Below are 18,699 nucleotides of genomic sequence, written 5' to 3' on the forward strand. Positions count from 1 at the left end.
ACGCCGGCGCCCGCCGGGACTTCGCTCCCGGCGGGCGCCCTTGTCGCCACTTCGCGCCCCCAATCCGGCGTACGCCGTATCGCTCAGGCGTACGTCGCGGTTGAACAGTTGAGCTGTGGAGCCCTCTGAGGGATGGAAACCCTACGAAGTTGGGTAAAAACACTGTGGCGGCGCCACAGTTCATGATTCCCTCTAAATCCCGACGCAGCCCTCGGACGTCCTGCGGACACCCTTCCTGACCGGGCTGACGGGCCGATCGCCCGGTGTCGACCGGGGCGCGCCGGACCACCCCGCCTTTCTTTTGCGTGCTAGCGGAGCCGACCCATGCTCACGACCCTGAACACTTCCTACACCGATACGCGCGCGGCCGACCTCGCCTGGGCGCTGGGCCGTGAACCGCTGCCCGCCCTTGCCACCCTTGACCTCGAACTGGCCGGGGCAAAGCTCCAGTTGAGACTGCTCGGCGCATCCCACCAGGTGCTCCTGCAGGAGGAGCAGGTCAGTTGCTCGGAGACGGTGGCGTGCATTCCCGGCAGCAGCACGCCCCTGCCGCTGGGCGTCGCCAAGCGGGTCGGTGACTGGGAGTACGAGTTCGCGGCCCGCGTCGAGGTCCTCTCGCCCGGCTCCTTCGCCGGCCGCGCCCAGGAACTGCTGGCCCTCGTCTCCGACCACCCGCACGGTCTCGCCGGCGTCTTCCCTGGCAGCCCGCACGCGTTCACGGCCCTGCTCGCCCAGCGCCACGAGGGCCAGGTCCACTGGCGCACCTGGCACGCCTACCCACAGGACGGACAGCTGGTGGCGACCCGGACGAGAGTGGGCGTCAGGGCGGGGGCGCGGGGCGCCGACCCGACCGGTGTGTGATGCCCGGCCCGTCCGGTGGGGCGCCCGGGCAAACCCGGAGTGCCTGTACGAACGTTGGTTCCACACGTGTGGGTGACGAAGCGTGCCATTCCTGTGACGTAACGTCGCAGCCGTGATTGACCCGCACGCACCGGCCCCGCCCGGCACGCCGCCCTCCTGGCGCGCGCCCGCGCGGATCCCCGTGCGGCAGGCGACCGGACGGTTGCTGGTCCTCGCGGGCGTCTTCGTCTGCGCGGCCTGCGGGCTCGTGTACGAACTCGAACTCGTCGCCCTCGCCTCGTACTTGACCGGTGACTCCGTCACCCAGGCCTCCGTAGTCCTGTCCGTCATGGTGTTCGCGATGGGCATCGGCTCCCTCGCCGCGAAGCGGCTGCGCCGGCACGCGGCCGCCGCCTTCGGCGCCGTCGAGGCCACGCTCGCCCTCGTCGGCGGCTGCAGCGCGATGGCCCTGTACGCCGTCTTCGCCTGGACCGGCGACTGGGGCGGCGGCCTGTGCGCGGGCGGCCCGCGCTGGCTGCTGGTCGCCTTCTCGCTCGCCATCGGCCTGCTGATCGGCGCGGAGATTCCCCTGCTGATGGAGCTGATCCAGCGCATCCGCCGCCAGGACGCGGGCGGAGCGGTGGCCGACCTGTTCGCCGCGGACTACGTGGGCGCCCTGGTCGGCGGCCTGGCCTTCCCCTTCCTTCTCCTGCCCTTCCTGGGCCAGTTGACCGGCGTCCTGCTCACCGGCGCGGTCAACGTCGTCGCCGGCGGTGCCCTCGTCCTCGGCCTGTTCCACCGCGATCTGACCCGGCGCGCCCGTCGGCTGATGCTGGTTGCCAACCTCGCCGTCCTCGGGATCCTGGCCGGGGCCGCCGTCCTCGTCGACGACTTCGAACGGGCGGCCCGGCAGGCGGTGTACGGCAGGGACGTGCGGGTGGCGCTGCAGACCGACGTCCAGGAAGTGGTCCTCACCGGCGACACGGACGGCCGGCCCCTCGACCTCTTCCTCGACGGCCGGCTCCGGGTCAGCGGCGACGACGAGCGGCGCTACCACGAAGCGCTGGTCCACCCCGCGATGAACGGCCCCCACGCGCGCGTGCTGATCCTCGGCGGTGGCGACGGCCTGGCCGCCCGGGAGGTGCTGCGGCATCCGGACGTGCGGCGGGTCGACGTCGTCGAACTCGACGCCGAGATGGTGCGGTTGGCCGGCCGGGATCCGGCGCTCTCCGCCCTCAACGGGCATGCGTACGACGACCCGCGCGTGCACGTGACCACGGCCGACGCCTTCCGCTGGCTGCGCGGGGCGCCGACGGCGGCGTACGACGTGGTGATCTCGGATCTGCCCGACCCGGGCATCACGGCTGGCACGAAGCTGTACTCGCAGGAGTTCTACGGCCTGGCGCGACGCACCCTGGCCGACGGCGGCCGGCTCACCGTCCACGCCGGCCCGGTCACCTCCCGGCCCCGCGTCTTCTGGACGGTCGACACGACCGTCCGCGCCGCCGGCCTGCACACCGCCCCGTACCGCGTCGCGGGCCGCGACTCCGCATCGGACTGGGGCTTCGTCCTGGCCGCCCCCGGATCCACCCCGCCCTGGGCCCCGGCCGACGCGCCCCCACCCCTCGGCTCACGGGACTGCCACCGTCGACGCTGGTGCACCCGAGGTACTGAAGCGCCGTCATCACGTCCACACCGACACCGGACGAGTTACCGACGAGGGGGGATAAGACCCGCCCACCACGAGTAGGCTCCGCAGACATGGAGCATGAGGTGTTCGTTCCGGTTCCCGCAGACCGACTGAGCGCGGTGCTGGCCGACCCCGCGCGGGTCGCCCGGGCGGTCCCCGGGCTCCAGCAGGAGGCGGGCGCGGAACCCGTCGCCGGGCGGCTCAAGGTCCGGGTCGGGAACACCACCATCACCTACCGGGGCACCGTGCGCGTCTGCGCACAGGAGGACGGTACGTACGCCGTCGAGGGCGACGCCACCGAGACCCGCGGCACCGGCTCGGTCAAACTCGCGCTCACGCTCCGCGTCCGCGACACCGACGGCGGCTCCACCCTCACCTTCGACGGCACCGCGTCGGCGGACGGCCGCGTCACCGAACTGTCGGCTCAGGCGGTCGCCTCCGCCGTGACCCGGCTCCTGAACCGCACGGCGGAGCGGCTGGGCACGGAGGCGCAGACGCCGGAAGCTCAGGCCCCGGAGACCGCCGCTTCCGCACCTCCTCAGGAGCACACCTCCGTCTTCGACGCCGAGGTCCCGCCCCCCTCCCTCGCCCCGGACGCCGATGACGAGCCGGACGTCGCCGACGAGCCGGACGCCGACGACACCGGCGCCGAGGAGGAATCGGACCCCACCCGTGACTTCGAGGATGCCTCCGAACCGCCCGCCGAAGCGGCCCACGCACGCCGGACGATGATCGGCCGCAGCGCCGAGGAAGTGGACCACGCCCCGCCGCGCGGCCGTTACGCCCCCGTACCGGCCCCGCAGACCGTCGCCTCGAACAGCACCCTGCGCTGGGCGGCCCCGGCAGCGGCCCTGGCCCTGGCCTCGGCGATCATCCTGGGCCGAGCCCTCCGCCGCCGTCACTGATCCCGACCACCCGCCCTTGATCGGCCCAGTAGGGTCGTCCCGTGAGTAACGAAGACATCACGCTGACCGCGGGCGACGCGGAGGTGGCGCTGCAGCCGGGGAACGGCGGCCGGGTCTCAGGGCTGCGTGTCGGTGGGGTCGAGCTGCTGCGGCAGGGCGAGAGGTTCGGGTGCTTCCCGATGGTCCCCTGGTGCGGCCGGATCCGGGACGGCCGCTTCCGGGACGGGGCCACCCTGCAGCAGATGCCCCTCAACGCCCCGCCGCACGCCATCCACGGCACCGCCCGCGACGGCGCCTGGCGCACCGCCCGCCTCACCGCCGACGAGGCGGTGCTGACGTACGACCTGGTCGAGCCGTGGCCGTACTCCGGCCGCGTCACCCAGGTGGTCGCCCTCACTCCGGACTCCCTGACGCTCACCATGTCCGTCGAGACGTACGAGTCCTCCTTCCCGGCCCAGATCGGCTGGCACCCGTGGTTCAACCGCACCCTCCGGGGCAGCGACGTACAGCTGGACTTCGCCCCCGCCTGGCAGGAGGAGCGCGGCGACGACCACCTGCCCACCGGCAAGCGGACCGACCGCCGGCCCGGCCCCTGGGACGACTGCTTCGGCATGCCCGGCGGGGTCGACGTCACGCTCACCTGGCCGGGGCTGCTGGAACTGAAGGTCACCAGCCCCGAGGAGTGGGTCGTCGTCTACGACGAGCAGGAGGCCGCCGTCTGCGTCGAGCCGCAGACCGGTCCCCCCGACGGCCTCAACACCCTCCCGCGCCTGGTCACGCCCCTGGAGCCACTGGAGGCGACGACCACCTGGAGCTGGCGCCGCCTTTAAGCTGGCCGGTATGACGACGGACGTACGTGGCGCGCTGCTGCAGCAGATCAAGGACAAGGCCGTGGTGCACGGCAAGGTGACCCTCTCCTCGGGTCTGGAGGCCGACTACTACGTCGACCTGCGTCGCATCACCCTCGACGGGGAGGCCGCGCCGCTGGTCGGGCAGGTGCTGCTGGATCTGACCGCCGACCTGGAGTTCGACGCGGTGGGCGGTCTGACCATGGGCGCCGACCCGGTGGCCGCCGCCATGCTGCACGCCGCCGCGGCGCGCGGGAAGCGGCTCGACGCGTTCGTCGTGCGCAAGGCCGCCAAGGCGCACGGGCTGCAGCGGCGTGTCGAGGGCCCCGAGATCAAGGGCCGCCGGGTGCTCGTCGTCGAGGACACCTCCACCACCGGCGGTTCGCCGCTCACCGCCGTGGAGGCGGTGCGCGAGGCCGGCGCCGAGGTCGTGGCCGTCGCGACGATCGTCGACCGGGCCACCGGCGCCGCGGAGAAGATCCAGGAGGGCGCGGGGGTGCCGTACCTCTTCGCGTACTCGAAGGACGAGCTGGGACTCGACTGACCGCGGGGTCGACCATTCGGCCAGGTCTGGAAAGATGGGGCCGACGATGACGTCGCACCCAAGGTCTAGGTCAGGGCCGTAAGCACGCAGAACGCCAACCCGCACATACAAGGAGCGGACAGATGCCCATCGCAACCCCCGAGGTCTACAACGAGATGCTCGACCGGGCGAAGGCAGGCAAGTTCGCCTACCCGGCCATCAACGTCACCTCGTCCCAGACCCTGCACGCGGCACTGCGCGGCTTCGCCGAAGCCGAGAGCGACGGCATCATCCAGATCTCGACCGGCGGCGCCGAGTTCCTGGGCGGCCAGCACAACAAGGACATGGTCACCGGCGCGGTCGCCCTGGCCGAGTTCGCGCACATCGTCGCCAAGAAGTACGACGTGACGGTCGCCCTGCACACGGACCACTGCCCGAAGGACAAGCTCGACGGATACGTCCGTCCGCTGCTCGCCGTCTCGGAGGAGCGGGTCGCGCGCGGCGAGAACCCCCTCTTCCAGTCCCACATGTGGGACGGCTCCGCGGAGACCCTCGCCGACAACCTGGCCATCGGCCAGGAGCTGCTGGCCCGCGCCGCCGCCGCGAAGATCATCCTCGAGGTGGAGATCACCCCCACCGGCGGTGAGGAGGACGGCGTCACCCACGAGATCAACGACGAGCTGTACACGACCGTCGACGACGCCATCCGTACGGCCGAGGCGCTGGGCCTGGGCGAGAAGGGCCGCTACCTGCTCGCCGCGTCCTTCGGCAATGTGCACGGCGTGTACAAGCCGGGCAACGTCGTCCTGCGTCCCGAGCTGCTGAAGGAGCTCAACGAGGGCGTCGCCGCCAAGTACGGCCGCCCGGCCGACAGCAAGCCGTTCGACTTCGTCTTCCACGGCGGTTCCGGCTCCACCGAGCAGGAGATCCTCACCGCGCTGGAGAACGGCGTCGTGAAGATGAACATCGACACGGACACGCAGTACGCCTTCACGCGTCCCGTCGCCGACCACATGTTCAAGAACTACGACGGCGTCCTGAAGGTCGACGGCGAGGTCGGCTCCAAGAAGACCTACGACCCGCGGACCTGGGGCAAGGTGGCCGAGGCGTCGATGGCCAAGCGGGTCGTCGAGGCCTGCCAGAACCTGCGGTCGGCCGGCAACAGGCTGAAGTAACCGCCGGTTTCCCACTGAACCCGGCGCTGTAGTGCACGGGTGGGCCGCAGGACTCGGCGCTGACGAGGTGCCGCCCGCGCCCACCCGTGCCGCCCCTGGGGGTCCCCCCTCTGGGGGAGGCACGACTGCCCGCGGTTGGGCGGAACGGGGGTATCCCCAGTGACTGTGCGGCTCGCTTCCCCGCAGGGGAAGTGGATTCTGCTCACCACGGTGCTCGGCTCCAGCATGGCCATGCTGGACTCGACCGTCGTCAACGTCGCCCTGCCCCGCATCGGCCGTGACCTGGACGCCGACCTCGCCGCGCTCCAGTGGACGGTCAACGCGTACATGCTGACGCTGGCCGGGCTGATCCTGCTGGGCGGTTCGCTCGGCGACCACTACGGCCGCCGCAAGGTCTTCGTCGTCGGTGTGGTGTGGTTCGCGGCGGCCTCCCTGTTGTGCGGCCTCGCGCCGAGCGCCGAGGTCCTCATCGCCGCCCGCGCCCTCCAGGGCATGGGCGGCGCGCTGCTCACACCGGGGTCGCTCGCCCTCATCCAGGCCTCCTTCCATCCCGACGACCGGGGCCGGGCCGTCGGGCTGTGGTCGGGGTTCGGGGCATCGGGGCGGCCGTCGGGCCGTTCGTCGGCGGCTGGCTGGTGGACGGGCCGGGCTGGCGGTGGGTCTTCCTGCTCAACGTCCCGCTCGCGCTGGTCTGTGTCCCCATCGCCCTGCGGCACGTCCCCGAGTCGGCCGACGGCAAGAGCCACGGCCGCTTCGACGTGCTCGGCGCGGTGCTGGGAGCTCTGGCGCTCGCCCTGGTGACGTACGCGCTGATCGAGGCCCAGGAGGGCTCCGTGGCCGTCGCTGTGACGGCTGTCGGAGGCGTCGCGGCCGGCATCGCCTTCGGCTACGTCGAGAAGCGCCGCCCGGACCCGATGATGCCGCTGGACATCTTCCGGTCCCGCCAGTTCACGGCGGTCAACCTGGTCACCCTGTGTGTGTACGCGGCCTTCGGCGGCTTCTTCTTCCTCGCCGCGCTCCAGCTCCAGGTCGTGTCCGGCTACTCGGCCCTCGCCGCCGGTACGGCCCTGCTGCCGACGACCGTCCTGATGCTGCTGTTCTCCGCCCGCTCCGGCCAGCTGGGCGAGCTCATCGGCCCGCGCATCCCGCTCACCGTCGGCCCGCTGCTGTGCGCGGCCGGGGTGCTGCTGATGCTGAGGGTGGGCCCCGACGCCTCGTACGTGACGGACGTCCTGCCCGCGCTGCTGGTGCTGGGCCTCGGCATGGTCACCCTGGTCGCCCCGCTGACCGCCACCGTCATGGGCTCCGTCGACGCCGCACGCGCGGGCCTGGCCAGCGGCATCAACAACGCCGCCGCACGGGCGGCGGGCCTGCTCGCGGTCGCCGCGCTGCCGCTGCTCGCAGGGATGGGACCGGAGGCGTACCGCTCGGCGGACGCCTTCAACGCCGCGTTCCGGCGCGCGATGCCGCTGTGCGCGGTGGTACTGGTGGTGGGTGCGGTGCTGGCCTTCGCGTTCGTACGTCGGCCCGCCCCGGACTGCAAGCGCCCCGAGTGCCGTACGCACGGCCATGTGGTGAGCCCCCCGCTGGAACGGCCGCCGCAGCCGGAACCCGGGTCGATCGCCCCGTAGAACCCCTAGGGCCCACCGTCACGGTTCCCGGTCGACCGGGATGCACCAGACTGGACCCATGACGATTCACGAGAACCTCCTCGGGGGACCGCCCCCGACCCACCTCCCCGACGACCCGGAGCCGCGCGAGCTGCTCGCGAACGGTGCCGCGCCCGCCGACGTCGCGGCGCAGTACCCGACGTCCTCGCTGGCCTGGGCCCAGCTGGCCGACGAGGCGTTCGAGCGGGGCAGCGTCGTGGAGTCGTACGCCTATGCCCGTACGGGCTACCACCGGGGCCTGGACGCGCTGCGCCGCAGCGGCTGGAAGGGCCACGGCCCCGTGCCCTGGGAGCACGAGCCGAACCGCGGCTTCCTGCGCGCCCTGCACGCGCTCGCCCGGGCGGCGGGGGCGATCGGTGAGCAGGAGGAGTACGAGCGCTGCACGCAGTTCCTGAAGGACTCCTCACCGACGGCGGCGCAGACGCTGGGCTGATTTTTCGAGTACGTGAGGCCCGCCCGGTGTGACCAGGCGGGCCTTGCGAGGCCCCCGGGCGATCCCTGAGGATGCGGGTGGGGACCGGGGCCCCCGTGTCGATAACGGCAGGGGCGGACCGCTACCCGGAGTTACAACAGGAGACAGCGATGTCCCACGAGGCTCACGAGCCCGAGACCCCGCATCTCGATTTCGCCGGCACGACGCCGTACGAGGACTACGTCAAGGCGGACGTGCTCACCCACCTCCAGCACACCCTCTCCGACGATCCCGGAGAGATGGTCTTCCTGGTCACGACCCAGGTGATGGAGCTGTGGTTCACCGTCATCGTCCATGAGTGGGAGACCGCCGCGAAGGCGCTGCGCGAGGACCGGGTGCCGGTGGCGGTGGACGCGCTGAAGCGTTCCGTACGGGAGCTTCAGGCGCTGAACGCCTCATGGCAGCCGCTCGCGCACCTCACGCCGGCCCAGTTCAACTCGTACCGCTCCGCGCTCGGCGAGGGCTCCGGCTTCCAGTCGGCGATGTACCGCCGCATGGAGTTCCTGCTCGGTGAGAAGTCCGCGTCCATGCTGGTCCCGCACCGGGGTGCCCCGCGCGTGCACGCCGAACTGGAGAAGGCGCTGCACGAGCCCAGCCTGTACGACGAGGTGCTGCGCCTGCTCGCGCGGCGCGGCCACGCGATCCCGGATGCCGTCGTGATGCGTGACGTGGCGCAGCGGTACGAGGCGTCGCCCGAGGTCGAGGCGGCCTGGACGGCCGTCTACTCGGGGGATCCCGGTGACGAAGTCGCCCGGCTGGGCGAGGCGTTGACCGATGTCGCCGAGCTGGTGTGGCGCTGGCGGAACGACCACCTGGTCGCCACGCGCAGGGCGATGGGCGCGAAGCCCGGGACGGGCGGTTCCGCCGGGGTGGCCTGGCTGGAGAAGCGCGCGCAGAAGAACGTTTTCCCCGAGCTGTGGACGGCGAGGTCCCATGTCTGAACTGGCCGTCAAGGCGGAGAAACTGGACGCGGCGGACGAACTGGCCGTTCTGCGTGAGCGGTTCGTGCTCGACACCGTGTCCGATCATGCGACTGACGCCGCGGGTGTCTACCTGGACGGCAACTCGCTGGGCGCGCTTCCGGTGTCCGTGCCGGGCCGGGTCGACGACGTGGTCCGCCGCCAGTGGGGTGAGCTGCGCATCCGGTCCTGGGAGGAGAGCGGCTGGTGGACGGCGCCCGAACGGATCGGCGACCGGATCGCTCCGCTGGTGGGGGCGGCGCCGGGGCAGATCGTGGTGGGTGACTCCACGAGCGTGAACGTGTTCAAGGCCCTGGTGGCGGCGGTGCGGATGGCGGGGGCCGGGCGGGACGAGATCGTCGTCGACGCGACGACCTTCCCGACGGACGGGTACATCGCCGAGTCGGCGGCCCGGATGACGGGCTGCACGCTGCGACCGGTGCTGCCGGGCGAGGTGCCCGGTGTGCTGTCCGGCCGTACGGCCGCGGTGCTGCTGAACCACGTGGACTACCGGACGGGCCGCCTGCACGACCTCCCCGGCCTGACGGCCGCCGTGCACGAGGCGGGCGCGGTGGTGGTCTGGGACCTGTGCCACAGCGCGGGCGCGCTGCCGGTGGGGCTGGACGAGCACGGGGTGGATCTGGCGGTCGGGTGCACGTACAAGTACCTCAACGGGGGCCCGGGCTCACCGGCGTACCTCTATGTCCGTGCCGATCTTCAGGACCGCTTCGACTCCCCCCTGCCGGGCTGGAACTCGCACGCGGACCCCTTCGGCATGCGCACCGCCTACGAGCCCGGCGCGGGCGCCGTACGGGGCCGGGTGGGCACGCCGGACATCCTCTCCATGCTCGCCCTGGAGGCGGCGCTGGAGGTGTGGGACGACGTTTCTGTCGATGCCGTGCGGGCGAAGTCCCTCGCGCTGACGGACTTCTTCCTGGAATGCGTCGGGGAGTACGTCCCCGAGGGCCGCGTCGCATCACTGACACCGGTGGCGCACGAGGAGCGCGGCAGCCAGGTGGCGCTGCGGTGTGAGGACGCCGGGGATGTGATGAAGGCGCTCATCGAACGGGGCGTGGTCGGCGACTTCCGCCACCCGGACGTACTGCGCTTCGGCTTCACGCCGCTGTACGTCGGGTTCGCGGACGTGGAACGGGCGGCGCGCGTTTTGGGGGAGGTGGTGGGGAAGCCGGCGTAGCTGCGGGCAGTCGTGCCTCCCCCAGCGCCTTGAGGGCCTGGGGGGACCCCCAGGGCGGCACGGGTGGGCGATGGGGGTCCCCCCGCTCGAGCGAAGCCGAGAGTGGGGAGGCACCCCGCCACGCCGGGCTACCGCTGCGCCCCCGGCCCGTGTCAGCCCACGTCACCCGCCTGATACCGTCCCCGCCAACGGCCGTCATCCACCTGGTCCGCCACCCCCGCTTTCGTCCAAACCCGTTTCACCGCTGAGAGGTTGGAGCATGCCGGACAACGTCCCAGCAGCCCGGGCCGCCGCCGAGGAGGAGTCGGCCTTCTCGCACCCGCCCGTCGACCCGACCCGTCGCCGCGTACGGCGACCACCCCGACCAGGTGATCGACTTCTACGCGCCGCGTGGCGAGGCCGGCCCGGGCGGGCCGGCGCCGCTGGTCGTCGTCCTGCACGGCGGGGCGTGGCGGGCTCCGTACGACCGGCGGCATGTGACGCCGTTCGCGGATTTTCTGGCGCGGCGGGGGTACGCCGTGGCCAATGTGGAGTACCGGCGCGGGGCGGAGGGGCGGACAGCTCGGCGGTTCTGGTGGGGGCGGCCCGGTCGCCGGACGCTGGCCGGAGACCTTCGACGACGTCGCCGCCGCGCTGGACGCACTGCCGGCGCTCGTACGGGAGGCGCTCCCGCAGGCCGATCCGCGCCGGACCGTGCTCACCGGCCACTCGGCCGGCGGCCACCTGGCCCTCTGGGCGGCAGCGCGCCATGTCCTCCCGGCGGACGCCCCCTGGCGCACCGACCGCCCCGCTGCCCTGCGGGGTGTGGTCGCCCTCGCCCCGATCGCCGACTTCGCGGTCGCCGACAAGCTGGACGTCTGCGGGGGTGCTGCGCGACAACTCCTGGGCGGAGGAGTGGAGTTCGCGGAGCGCCGGCCCTACGCCGACCCCACGCTCCTGCTCCCGACCGGCATCGCCACGACGCTCGTCCAGGGCCGCACGGACATCGTCGTCCCGCAGGCGGTCGGCGAGTCGTACGCGGACGCGGCGGCGAAGGCGGGGGAGGTGGTCGGTCTGACGCTGCTGGAGGACGTCGGTCACTTTCCGCTGATCGATCCGGCGGCGGACGCGTGTGCGGTGGTGGCGGAGGAGATCGCGCAGTTGGCCTGGTAGTACCTGAGACGGATCCTGAAGGACCCTTCTCACTGGGGACGACGTGAGCCCCGCCTCCGCCTACCGTTCTCAACGTGACCGAGACGACCCAGACGCAGACGCCGCCACCCGGAGGCGCAGGCGCGTCGCGCAGCCCCGAGTACCGGCTGGCCATGGGCGCCCTGAGCGGGCTGCGCCAGGACCTGTTTCACAACGCCTTCGCCTACCGTCCGCTGCCCCGGATGAGCGTCGACGGCCCGCTGACCCGGCGGCTGCCCGGCCGCCTGCGGGAGTACGCGGCCTGGACCCCGCACGCCGTGATCATCGCGGCGGCCCTGTTCACGCTGCCCGTTTCCACCATCGACACCGGCGGCCCGGCACTGCTGCTCGGTCCGCTCTGCGTGCTCCCCATTCTGCTGACCATGGTGCGGCCCGTCGGAGCGTTCTGGCTGTCGATGGCCGCCACTCCGGTCGCCGGGGTCCTGGGCGGCAGCTGGGGCGAGTGGCCGTGGATGGCCGGCGCCTTCGCCTGCCATCTGACGGTGCTGACGGTCGTGGCCATGCGCACCAGGCCGCGCACGGCCGCGTGGATGTGGGCGCTGACAGCGGCCTACGGCCTCGTGGCCGAGGCCGGTTTCGGCCCGAGCTACTACTACGGCACGAACGTCGGCCCCATGCTGGTCGTCTCCGCGATGGTCCTGCTCTGCGTCGCCGTCTGGCACATCCGCCGCGAGGCCAAGCAGGAGGTCACCGCCCAACAGACCGAGACCGCCCACGAGCGCTCCCGGCGCGCCCTCCTGGAGGAGCGCACGACGATCGCCCGCGAGCTGCACGACGTCGTCGCCCACCACATGTCGGTGGTCGCCATCCAGGCGGAGGCCGCGCCCTACCGGGTGGAGAACCCGCCGCCGGAGCTGGAGCGGGCCTTCGCCACCATCCGGGAGAACGCGGTGGCGGCCCTCACCGAACTGCGCCGCGTCCTGGGCGTCGTCCGCGCCGAGGACTACGAGGCCCCCGACGCACCGCAGCCCACGCTCGCCGACCTGGACGCACTGCTCGCCAATGTGCGGGATGCGGGCCTGACCGTGGACAAGGCGGTGACCGGAGCGGTGCGCGAACTCCCGCAGGGCGTGGAGCTGTCGGCGTACCGAATAGTCCAGGAGGCCCTGAGCAACACCTTGCGGCACGCGCCCGGTGCGGACGCCCGTGTCGAGATCGGGTACGTCCTCGGCGGCCTCGGCCTGCGCATAGTCAACGGCCCGCCGCCCGCGCCGGCCCTGATCAAGCCCTCGCCGGGTGCCGGACACGGCATCACGGGTATGCGGGAGCGCGTCTCCATGCTGAACGGCGAGATGACGGCGGGCCGGACGGACGACGGAGGCTATGAGGTGGCGGTGTTCCTGCCGGTGACCAGCCTGGGTGAAGGTGACGCATGACCATCCGTGTACTGGTCGCGGACGACCAGATGATGGTCCGCGAGGGCTTCTCGGTCCTGTTGAACGCGATGCCGGACATCGAGGTCGTCGGCGAGGCCGTCAACGGGCGCGAGGCGGTGGAGCGGGTGCGGGAGCTGGCCCCCGACGTCGTGCTGATGGACATCCGCATGCCGGAGCTGAACGGCATCGAGGCGACCCGGGAGATCGTCGCCGCGGACGGTTCGGCGAAGGTGCTGGTACTGACCACCTTCGACCTCGACGAGTACGTGTACCAGGCGCTGCGCGCGGGAGCCTCCGGCTTCCTGCTGAAGGACGCCTCGGCACGCCAACTCGCCGACGGGGTAAGAGTGGTGGCGGCCGGGGAGGCCCTCCTTGCGCCCTCCGTCACCAGGCGGCTGATCACGGAGTTCTCGAAGCTGTCCGACGCCCCGCGCCTGATGTCCTCCGCGCACACGGCGTACGGGGACCTCACCGAGCGGGAGACGGAGGTGCTGGTGCTGATCGCGCAGGGCCTGTCGAACGCGGAGATGGCCGAGCGGCTGGTGGTCGCCGAGTCGACGATCAAGACCCACGTCAGCCGGATCCTGGTGAAGCTGGGCCTCAGGGACCGTACACAGGCGGCGGTGTTCGCGTACGAGGCGCGGCTGGTGACGCCGGGCTGAGCGAACGCCCGGCCGTCGGACACCCCTGGTCAGACGGCGGGGTCCCGGGCTAGCGTCCGTTCATGGCAGCTGCTTTTGACCTCGCCTTCGACCCGTGGGACCCGGCGTTCGTCGCCGATCCCTACCCCGCCTACGCGGAGCTGCGGGCTCGAGGCCGCGTGCTCTACTTCGAGCCCACCGACCAGTGGCTGGTCCCGCACCACGCGGACGTCTCGGCGCTGCTGCGCGACCGGCGCCTGGGCCGGACGTACCAGCACCGGTTCAGTCACGAGGACTTCGGGCGCACGCCGCCCCCGCCGGAGCACGAACCGTTCCACACGCTCAACGACCACGGAATGCTGGACCTGGAGCCGCCGGACCACACGCGGATCCGGCGCCTGGTGTCGAAGGCGTTCACACCGCGGACGGTCGAGCGGCTGAAGCCGTATGTGGACGGCCTGGCCGGCGACCTGGTCTCCCGCCTGGTCGAGGCGGGCGGCGGGGACCTGCTGACGGAGGTGGCGGAGCCGCTGCCGGTGGCGGTGATCGCCGAGATGCTCGGCATCCCGGAGTCCGACCGTGCCCCGCTGCGCCCCTGGTCGGCGGACATCTGCGGGATGTACGAGCTGAACCCGTCCGAGGCGGCGGCGACGAAGGCGGTGCGGGCGTCGGTCGAGTTCTCGCAGTACCTGAGGGAGCTGATCGCCCAGCGCCGCAAGGAACCCGGCGAGGACCTCGTCTCCGGCCTGATCGCGGCGCACGACGAGGGTGACCGCCTCACCGAGCAGGAGATGATCTCGACCTGCGTCCTGCTGCTGAACGCGGGCCACGAGGCCACCGTGAACGCCACGGTCAACGGCTGGTGGGCGTTGTTCCGCAACCCGGACCAGCTGGCCGCCCTGCGCGCGGACCACTCCCTGATCCCGTCGGCGGTCGAGGAGCTGATGCGCTACGACACCCCGCTCCAGCTCTTCGAACGCTGGGTACTGGACGAGATCGAGATCGACGGCACGGTGATCCCGCGCGGCGCGGAGATCGCCATGCTCTTCGGTTCCGCCAACCACGACCCCGAGGTCTTCCGGAACCCGGAGCGCCTCGACCTCACCCGCAACGACAACCCGCACATCTCCTTCAGCGCCGGTATCCACTACTGCATCGGCGCCCCGCTGGCCCGTATCGAGCTGGCGGCCTCGATGCGGGCCCTGCTGGAGAAGGCCCCGACGCTCACCCTGGCGGCGGAGCCGGAGCGCAAGCCGAACTTCGTGATCAGGGGCCTCGACGGGCTGAGCGTCGCGACCTGACGCGCTGGGCCAGGGCCCAGACGGCGAGGCCGACCGCGATCCCGCCGAGGATCGCGAGCGGCAGTTCGGCGTAGAGGACCTTCCAGTCCGGGCTCTGCTCGAACCGCCACAGCCGCCCCCGCACACCGACCGTCCACACGGCGAGCCCCGCACCGGCCCCGGCGGCCACGGTCAGACACCCCAGAGCGGCCTGCGTACGTTCCCCCATGCCCGGGAGGGACGCGCACAGGCCGCCCGAAGGTTCCCACGGTCAGCTGCTGGTCACGTCCCGCCGCCGCAGTCCCGCCAGTCCACCGGCCACCAGCACCACCGCGATCCCGGTCAGGACGGACACCGCGCCCCACTCCATCTCCCCGCCCGGCAGCTTGGGCAGATGCCCGAACGGCGACACGTCCAGCACCGCCTGCGGAACATCCAGCGCGGGCCCGATCCACCCGATGAGCAGCACCGCCCCGGCAACGCCCCAGGCGGCCACAGCCAGCTGCGGCGACACCCCGTAGAGCAGTACCGCGAGCCCGCCGATCACCCAGATCGCCGGCAGCTGGATCAGGCAGGCGCCCAGGATCGGCCAGAACTCCTTGCCGTACCCGGCGGCGAGGCCGAGCCCGGCGAGCAGCATGATCAGGACGGTGCCGCCGAAGGCGATCAGCAGGTGGCCGCAGGCCCAGCGCAGCCGTCCGACCGCACCGGCCAGCACCGGTTCCGCCCGTCCGGACGTCTCCTCGCCGTGCAGCCGCAGGACGGACGCGACGATGTACAGGGCGGCGACCAGTCCGAGTATGCCGAGCATCGACGCCAGGAAGGTGTCCGTGAAGGCCGACTCACCGCCCATACGCTGGAAGATCTCGCGGGCCTGCTCGTTGTCGCCGACCAGGTCGGCCGCGCCCTCGGTCATCGCGCCGTAGACGATCCCGGCGAGCAGGAAGCCGATGCTCCAGCCGAGCACGCTGCCCCGCTGCAACCGCCAGGCCAGTGCCCCCGCGGTACCCAGCCGACCGTCCGCCGGCCCCGGGCGGCTCGGCAGGAAGCTCATGCCGACGTCGCGGCGCCCGGCGAGCTCGTAGGCCGCCGCCCCCTGGACGACCGCGGCGGCCGCGAACAGCAGCAGCACCCACCACCGTTCGTTCGCGAAGGGCCGCAGGTTCTCCAGCCAGCCGAGCGGCGAGACCCAGGTCAGGAGGGACGAACCGTCGTCCGTCGCCGAGTCGCCCGCCGCGCGCAGCACGAACGCGGCGCCGAGCACCGCGGCCGTCAGCCCGCGTGCCAGTCGCGCGCTCTCCGTGAACTGGGCGACGATCGCGGCCATCGTCGCGAACACCATCCCGACGCCGGCGATGCCGAGCCCGAGAGCCAGCGCCCCCGAGGCTCCCTGACCGGCCAGACCCCCGGCGATCAGCAGCGCGAGCACCGCATTGGCGACCGCCGCCGCGAGCAGGGCCGCGGTCAGCGGGGCGCGTCGGCCCACCATGGCCGAGGAGATCATCTCCTGCCGGCCGCTCTCCTCCTCGTCGCGGGTGTGCCGTACGACGATGAGCAGGCTCATCACGGCGGCGAGCAGCCCTGCGTACACGCCGATCCGCCAGGCGGTCAGCGCGCCGAACGAGTCGTCGAAGACCGGGCCGAGCATGGCGCGCAGCGAGGCGTTGGTCTCCATCTGCTGCAGCAGGTCGGCGCGTTCGGCGGCGGTGCCGTACAGGCTCTTGAGCGTGTTCGGCATGGACAGCACCATGAGCGCGTTGACGCCGACCCAGATCGGGATCATGGCCCGGTCGCGGCGCAGCGCGAAGCGCAACAGCGTGCCGGTACCGGCCAGTTGGCGCGAGCCACCGGCCCGTACGGCGAAGGCCGCGGCGGTCATCGCGCAGCCACCTCGTCACCGATCTCGTCCTGGTAGTGCCGCAGGAACAGCTCCTCCAGAGTGGGCGGCGTCGACGTCAGGGACCGCACGCCGGACTCGCTGAGCGACTTCAGTACGTCGTTCAGCTTGTCGGTGTCGACCTGGAGGCGGACCCGCCGGTCCTGGATGTCGAGGTCGTACACGCCGGGCAGGCGGGAGAGCCCGTTGGGCGGACCGGCCAGCTCGGCGGTCACGCTGGTCCGCGTCAGATGGCGCAGGTCGGCAAGCGAGCCGCTCTCGACCGTACGGCCCTTGCGGATGATGCTGACCCGGTCGCAGAGCTCCTCGACCTCGCTGAGGATGTGCGAGGAGAGCAGGACCGTACGGCCGCGCTCGCGCTCCTCCTCGACGCAGCGCTGGAAGACCTCCTCCATCAGCGGGTCCAGGCCCGAGGTCGGCTCGTCGAGGATCAGCAGGTCCACGTCCGAGGCGAACGCGGCGACGAGGGCGACCTTCTGCCGGTTGCCCTTGGAGTACGTCCGGCCCTTCTTCGTCGGGTCCAGCTCGAACCGCTCGATGAGTTCCGTGCGGCGCCGCTTGTCCAGGCCTCCGCGCAGACGGCCGTACAGGTCGATGACCTCGCCGCCGGAGAGGTTGCGCCACAGGGTGACGTCGCCGGGGACGTAGGCGATGCGGCGGTGCACCTCCACCGCGTCCGTCCAGGGATCGCGGCCGAGCACCTGGGCGGCGCCGGAGTCGGCGTGCAGCAGACCGAGCAGGACACGGATGGTGGTGGACTTGCCGGCGCCGTTGGGGCCGAGGAAGCCGTGGACCTCGCCGGTCTCGACGTCCAGGTCCAGGCCGTCGAGCGCATGGGTCTTGCCGAACGACTTGTGCAGTCCGGAGACGGTGATTGCCTTCGTCATTCTTCAGAACGTACGCTTCTTTCAGAAACTTGTGAAGTTAAGGAAGCGTATAAATCCCCGATAGGATGAGCGCATGACGGAATCAGCGGAGGTCGGACGGGACGCGGAGGCCGTGTCGAAGTTCGTGGAGGGCTTCGCGGCCCAGCTCGTCGAGGCCGGGATGCAGCGCATGGCCGCTCGCGTGTTCGCCGCGCTGCTCGCGTCCGACTCCGGCGCCATGACCTCCGCCGAACTCGGCGCACAGCTCCAGGTCAGCCCTGCCGCCGTTTCCGGCGCGGTGCGCTATCTCGCCCAGGTGCACATGGTCTCCCGTGAACGGGAACCCGGCTCGCGGCGCGAGCGGTACCGGGTGCACAGCGATCAGTGGTACGAGGCACTGACCAACCGCGACGCCGTGCTCAAACGCTGGGAGCAGACCCTGCGCGAGGGCGTCGACAGCCTCGGCGCCGCGACCCCCGGTGGGCAGCGGATCGCCGAGACGCTCGCCTTCTTCGAGTACCTGGAGGGCGAGCTCGGCAAGCTGATGGAACGCTGGCGGGAGCATCGGGACAAGGAGTTCGGCAGCAGTTCATAGACGACAGGCGCAGGAACAAGGCCCTCACCCCGGCACCGTCAGGCCCAGCGCTCCCTCCCACACCGTCCACGTCCGCCTCCGCACCGGTCCTGCCACCGCCGCGTCCGCGCGGTACCGGAAGTCGGCCCCGGACACCGTCACGCTCCGCCCGGCCGCCCTCAGAGGTGCTGCCTCCGCACCGACCGACGCCGGCCGCACCTCCACGTCCGCAGCGCCCGAGCCGTCCGGCGCCACGGACACCGCTTCCAGTGGCTGGCCGACGTCCACCAGCGTCACGCCGTCGACCTCGACCCGCAGCCGGGAGGGCCGGGCAACGGTTCCCGCCTCCGGCGCCGCCCCTCGGGAGGACCGCGCCGGCACCAGCGTCCGTACCAGCGACTGACACGTCCGCAGCCACGGCCGCGCAGCCGCCGCACCCGGCCGATCGTCCGCCTCACGCATGGGAACCGGCGGAATCCGCAGCGTGCCCAGCACCACCCCGTCACTGTCGTCGACGAGCAGATCCAGCCGCCGCTCGACCCCCTCCAGCACGGCCCGTGCCGCCGCCACCGCCCCCGTCGGTACGCCCAGTGCCCC

Annotated in this window: 15 protein-coding genes and 4 pseudogenes; 15 read left to right on the top strand and 4 right to left on the bottom strand. The window is 72.0% G+C overall.

Going from position 1 to position 18,699, the window contains the following annotated elements:
• Nucleotides 1-324 precede the first annotated feature (324 nt).
• The 14 genes and pseudogenes from StrepF001_RS17040 to StrepF001_RS17105 all read left to right on the top strand — a co-directional run bounded on the left by StrepF001_RS17040 (nucleotide 325) and on the right by StrepF001_RS17105 (nucleotide 14,786).
• Nucleotides 325-861, top strand: coding sequence for a DUF2617 family protein (locus StrepF001_RS17040; RefSeq protein WP_129799065.1), 537 nt, complete (start codon nucleotides 325-327; stop codon nucleotides 859-861).
• Nucleotides 862-973: 112 nt separating this feature from the next.
• Nucleotides 974-2,514 (top strand): annotated as a pseudogene (locus StrepF001_RS17045) (polyamine aminopropyltransferase).
• A gap of 87 nt (nucleotides 2,515-2,601) precedes the next feature.
• A complete protein-coding gene (locus StrepF001_RS17050; protein WP_129799066.1) occupies nucleotides 2,602-3,435 on the top strand; it encodes an SRPBCC family protein in 834 nt (277 codons plus the stop codon).
• Between the two features lie 41 nt (nucleotides 3,436-3,476).
• Nucleotides 3,477-4,265, top strand: coding sequence for an aldose 1-epimerase (locus tag StrepF001_RS17055; RefSeq protein ID WP_129799067.1), 789 nt, complete (start codon nucleotides 3,477-3,479; stop codon nucleotides 4,263-4,265).
• A gap of 10 nt (nucleotides 4,266-4,275) precedes the next feature.
• Complete coding sequence (gene pyrE, locus StrepF001_RS17060) at nucleotides 4,276-4,827, top strand: orotate phosphoribosyltransferase (RefSeq protein WP_129799068.1); 552 nt, start codon at nucleotides 4,276-4,278, stop codon at nucleotides 4,825-4,827.
• A 122-nt stretch (nucleotides 4,828-4,949) separates the two neighbouring features.
• Nucleotides 4,950-5,981: a class II fructose-bisphosphate aldolase gene (gene fbaA / locus StrepF001_RS17065; protein WP_129799069.1), complete on the top strand. Its 1,032-nt coding sequence runs from the start codon at nucleotides 4,950-4,952 to the stop codon at nucleotides 5,979-5,981.
• 225 nt (nucleotides 5,982-6,206) lie between these two features.
• A pseudogene (locus StrepF001_RS17070) lies at nucleotides 6,207-7,612 on the top strand (MFS transporter).
• 58 nt (nucleotides 7,613-7,670) lie between these two features.
• Nucleotides 7,671-8,084: a DUF3151 domain-containing protein gene (locus tag StrepF001_RS17075; protein ID WP_129799070.1), complete on the top strand. Its 414-nt coding sequence runs from the start codon at nucleotides 7,671-7,673 to the stop codon at nucleotides 8,082-8,084.
• 149 nt (nucleotides 8,085-8,233) lie between these two features.
• Nucleotides 8,234-9,064 carry a tryptophan 2,3-dioxygenase family protein gene (locus StrepF001_RS17080; protein WP_129799071.1) on the top strand — a complete coding sequence of 277 codons (831 nt, stop codon included), beginning with the start codon at nucleotides 8,234-8,236 and terminating at the stop codon, nucleotides 9,062-9,064.
• Nucleotides 9,057-10,277 (top strand): kynureninase, encoded by a 1,221-nt coding sequence (kynU, locus tag StrepF001_RS17085; RefSeq protein ID WP_129799072.1) that lies wholly within the window; start codon nucleotides 9,057-9,059, stop codon nucleotides 10,275-10,277. The genes StrepF001_RS17080 and kynU overlap by 8 nt, the downstream gene beginning before the upstream one ends.
• A 259-nt stretch (nucleotides 10,278-10,536) precedes the next feature.
• Nucleotides 10,537-11,429, top strand: a pseudogene (locus StrepF001_RS17090) (alpha/beta hydrolase).
• A 74-nt stretch (nucleotides 11,430-11,503) separates the two neighbouring features.
• Nucleotides 11,504-12,844 (top strand): histidine kinase, encoded by a 1,341-nt coding sequence (locus StrepF001_RS17095; protein WP_129799073.1) that lies wholly within the window; start codon nucleotides 11,504-11,506, stop codon nucleotides 12,842-12,844.
• A complete protein-coding gene (locus StrepF001_RS17100; protein WP_129799074.1) occupies nucleotides 12,841-13,506 on the top strand; it encodes a response regulator transcription factor in 666 nt (221 codons plus the stop codon). Before StrepF001_RS17095 ends, StrepF001_RS17100 begins: the two co-directional genes overlap by 4 nt.
• A 62-nt stretch (nucleotides 13,507-13,568) precedes the next feature.
• Entirely contained in the window at nucleotides 13,569-14,786 is a 1,218-nt protein-coding gene (locus StrepF001_RS17105; RefSeq protein ID WP_129799075.1) for a cytochrome P450, read from the top strand.
• Here StrepF001_RS17105 and StrepF001_RS17110 read toward each other — a convergent pair.
• The 3 genes from StrepF001_RS17110 to StrepF001_RS17120 are packed head-to-tail and all read right to left on the bottom strand — an operon-like array spanning nucleotide 14,752 to nucleotide 17,549.
• The gene (locus StrepF001_RS17110; protein ID WP_129799076.1) at nucleotides 14,752-14,994 is read right to left on the bottom strand and encodes a hypothetical protein; all 243 of its coding nucleotides are present in this window, start codon (nucleotides 14,992-14,994) and stop codon (nucleotides 14,752-14,754) included. The genes StrepF001_RS17105 and StrepF001_RS17110 overlap by 35 nt on opposite strands.
• A gap of 42 nt (nucleotides 14,995-15,036) precedes the next feature.
• Nucleotides 15,037-16,644 carry an ABC transporter permease gene (locus StrepF001_RS17115; RefSeq protein ID WP_129799077.1) on the bottom strand — a complete coding sequence of 536 codons (1,608 nt, stop codon included), beginning with the start codon at nucleotides 16,642-16,644 and terminating at the stop codon, nucleotides 15,037-15,039.
• The gene (locus tag StrepF001_RS17120) at nucleotides 16,641-17,549 is read right to left on the bottom strand and encodes an ABC transporter ATP-binding protein (protein ID WP_129799078.1); all 909 of its coding nucleotides are present in this window, start codon (nucleotides 17,547-17,549) and stop codon (nucleotides 16,641-16,643) included. Before StrepF001_RS17120 ends, StrepF001_RS17115 begins: the two co-directional genes overlap by 4 nt.
• Before the next feature lie 73 nt (nucleotides 17,550-17,622).
• Between StrepF001_RS17120 and StrepF001_RS17125 the strand changes: the two genes are divergently transcribed.
• Nucleotides 17,623-18,123 (top strand): MarR family transcriptional regulator, encoded by a 501-nt coding sequence (locus StrepF001_RS17125; protein WP_129799079.1) that lies wholly within the window; start codon nucleotides 17,623-17,625, stop codon nucleotides 18,121-18,123.
• Between the two features lie 24 nt (nucleotides 18,124-18,147).
• On the opposite strand, the pseudogene StrepF001_RS17130 reads toward StrepF001_RS17125, so the two are convergent.
• Nucleotides 18,148-18,699, bottom strand: a pseudogene (locus StrepF001_RS17130) (diacylglycerol kinase); the annotation flags it as partial.

Origin of the sequence: Streptomyces sp. F001 (assembly GCF_004187715.1) — a bacterium.
Lineage (GTDB): Bacteria > Actinomycetota > Actinomycetes > Streptomycetales > Streptomycetaceae > Streptomyces > Streptomyces flavusporus.

Excerpts from the sequence above, each read along its gene's own strand:
- StrepF001_RS17105 (WP_129799075.1), top strand. The coding sequence starts at position 13,569 with ATGGCAGCTGCTTTTGACCTCGCCTTCGACCCGTGGGACCCGGCGTTC.
- StrepF001_RS17040 (WP_129799065.1), top strand. The coding sequence starts at position 325 with ATGCTCACGACCCTGAACACTTCCTACACCGATACGCGCGCGGCCGAC.
- fbaA (WP_129799069.1), top strand. The coding sequence starts at position 4,950 with ATGCCCATCGCAACCCCCGAGGTCTACAACGAGATGCTCGACCGGGCG.
- StrepF001_RS17080 (WP_129799071.1), top strand. The coding sequence starts at position 8,234 with ATGTCCCACGAGGCTCACGAGCCCGAGACCCCGCATCTCGATTTCGCC.
- pyrE (WP_129799068.1), top strand. The coding sequence starts at position 4,276 with ATGACGACGGACGTACGTGGCGCGCTGCTGCAGCAGATCAAGGACAAG.
- StrepF001_RS17110 (WP_129799076.1), bottom strand. The coding sequence starts at position 14,994 with ATGGGGGAACGTACGCAGGCCGCTCTGGGGTGTCTGACCGTGGCCGCC.
- kynU (WP_129799072.1), top strand. The coding sequence starts at position 9,057 with ATGTCTGAACTGGCCGTCAAGGCGGAGAAACTGGACGCGGCGGACGAA.
- StrepF001_RS17075 (WP_129799070.1), top strand. The coding sequence starts at position 7,671 with ATGACGATTCACGAGAACCTCCTCGGGGGACCGCCCCCGACCCACCTC.
- StrepF001_RS17125 (WP_129799079.1), top strand. The coding sequence starts at position 17,623 with ATGACGGAATCAGCGGAGGTCGGACGGGACGCGGAGGCCGTGTCGAAG.
- StrepF001_RS17120 (WP_129799078.1), bottom strand. The coding sequence starts at position 17,549 with ATGACGAAGGCAATCACCGTCTCCGGACTGCACAAGTCGTTCGGCAAG.
- StrepF001_RS17050 (WP_129799066.1), top strand. The coding sequence starts at position 2,602 with ATGGAGCATGAGGTGTTCGTTCCGGTTCCCGCAGACCGACTGAGCGCG.
- StrepF001_RS17100 (WP_129799074.1), top strand. The coding sequence starts at position 12,841 with ATGACCATCCGTGTACTGGTCGCGGACGACCAGATGATGGTCCGCGAG.
- StrepF001_RS17115 (WP_129799077.1), bottom strand. The coding sequence starts at position 16,644 with ATGACCGCCGCGGCCTTCGCCGTACGGGCCGGTGGCTCGCGCCAACTG.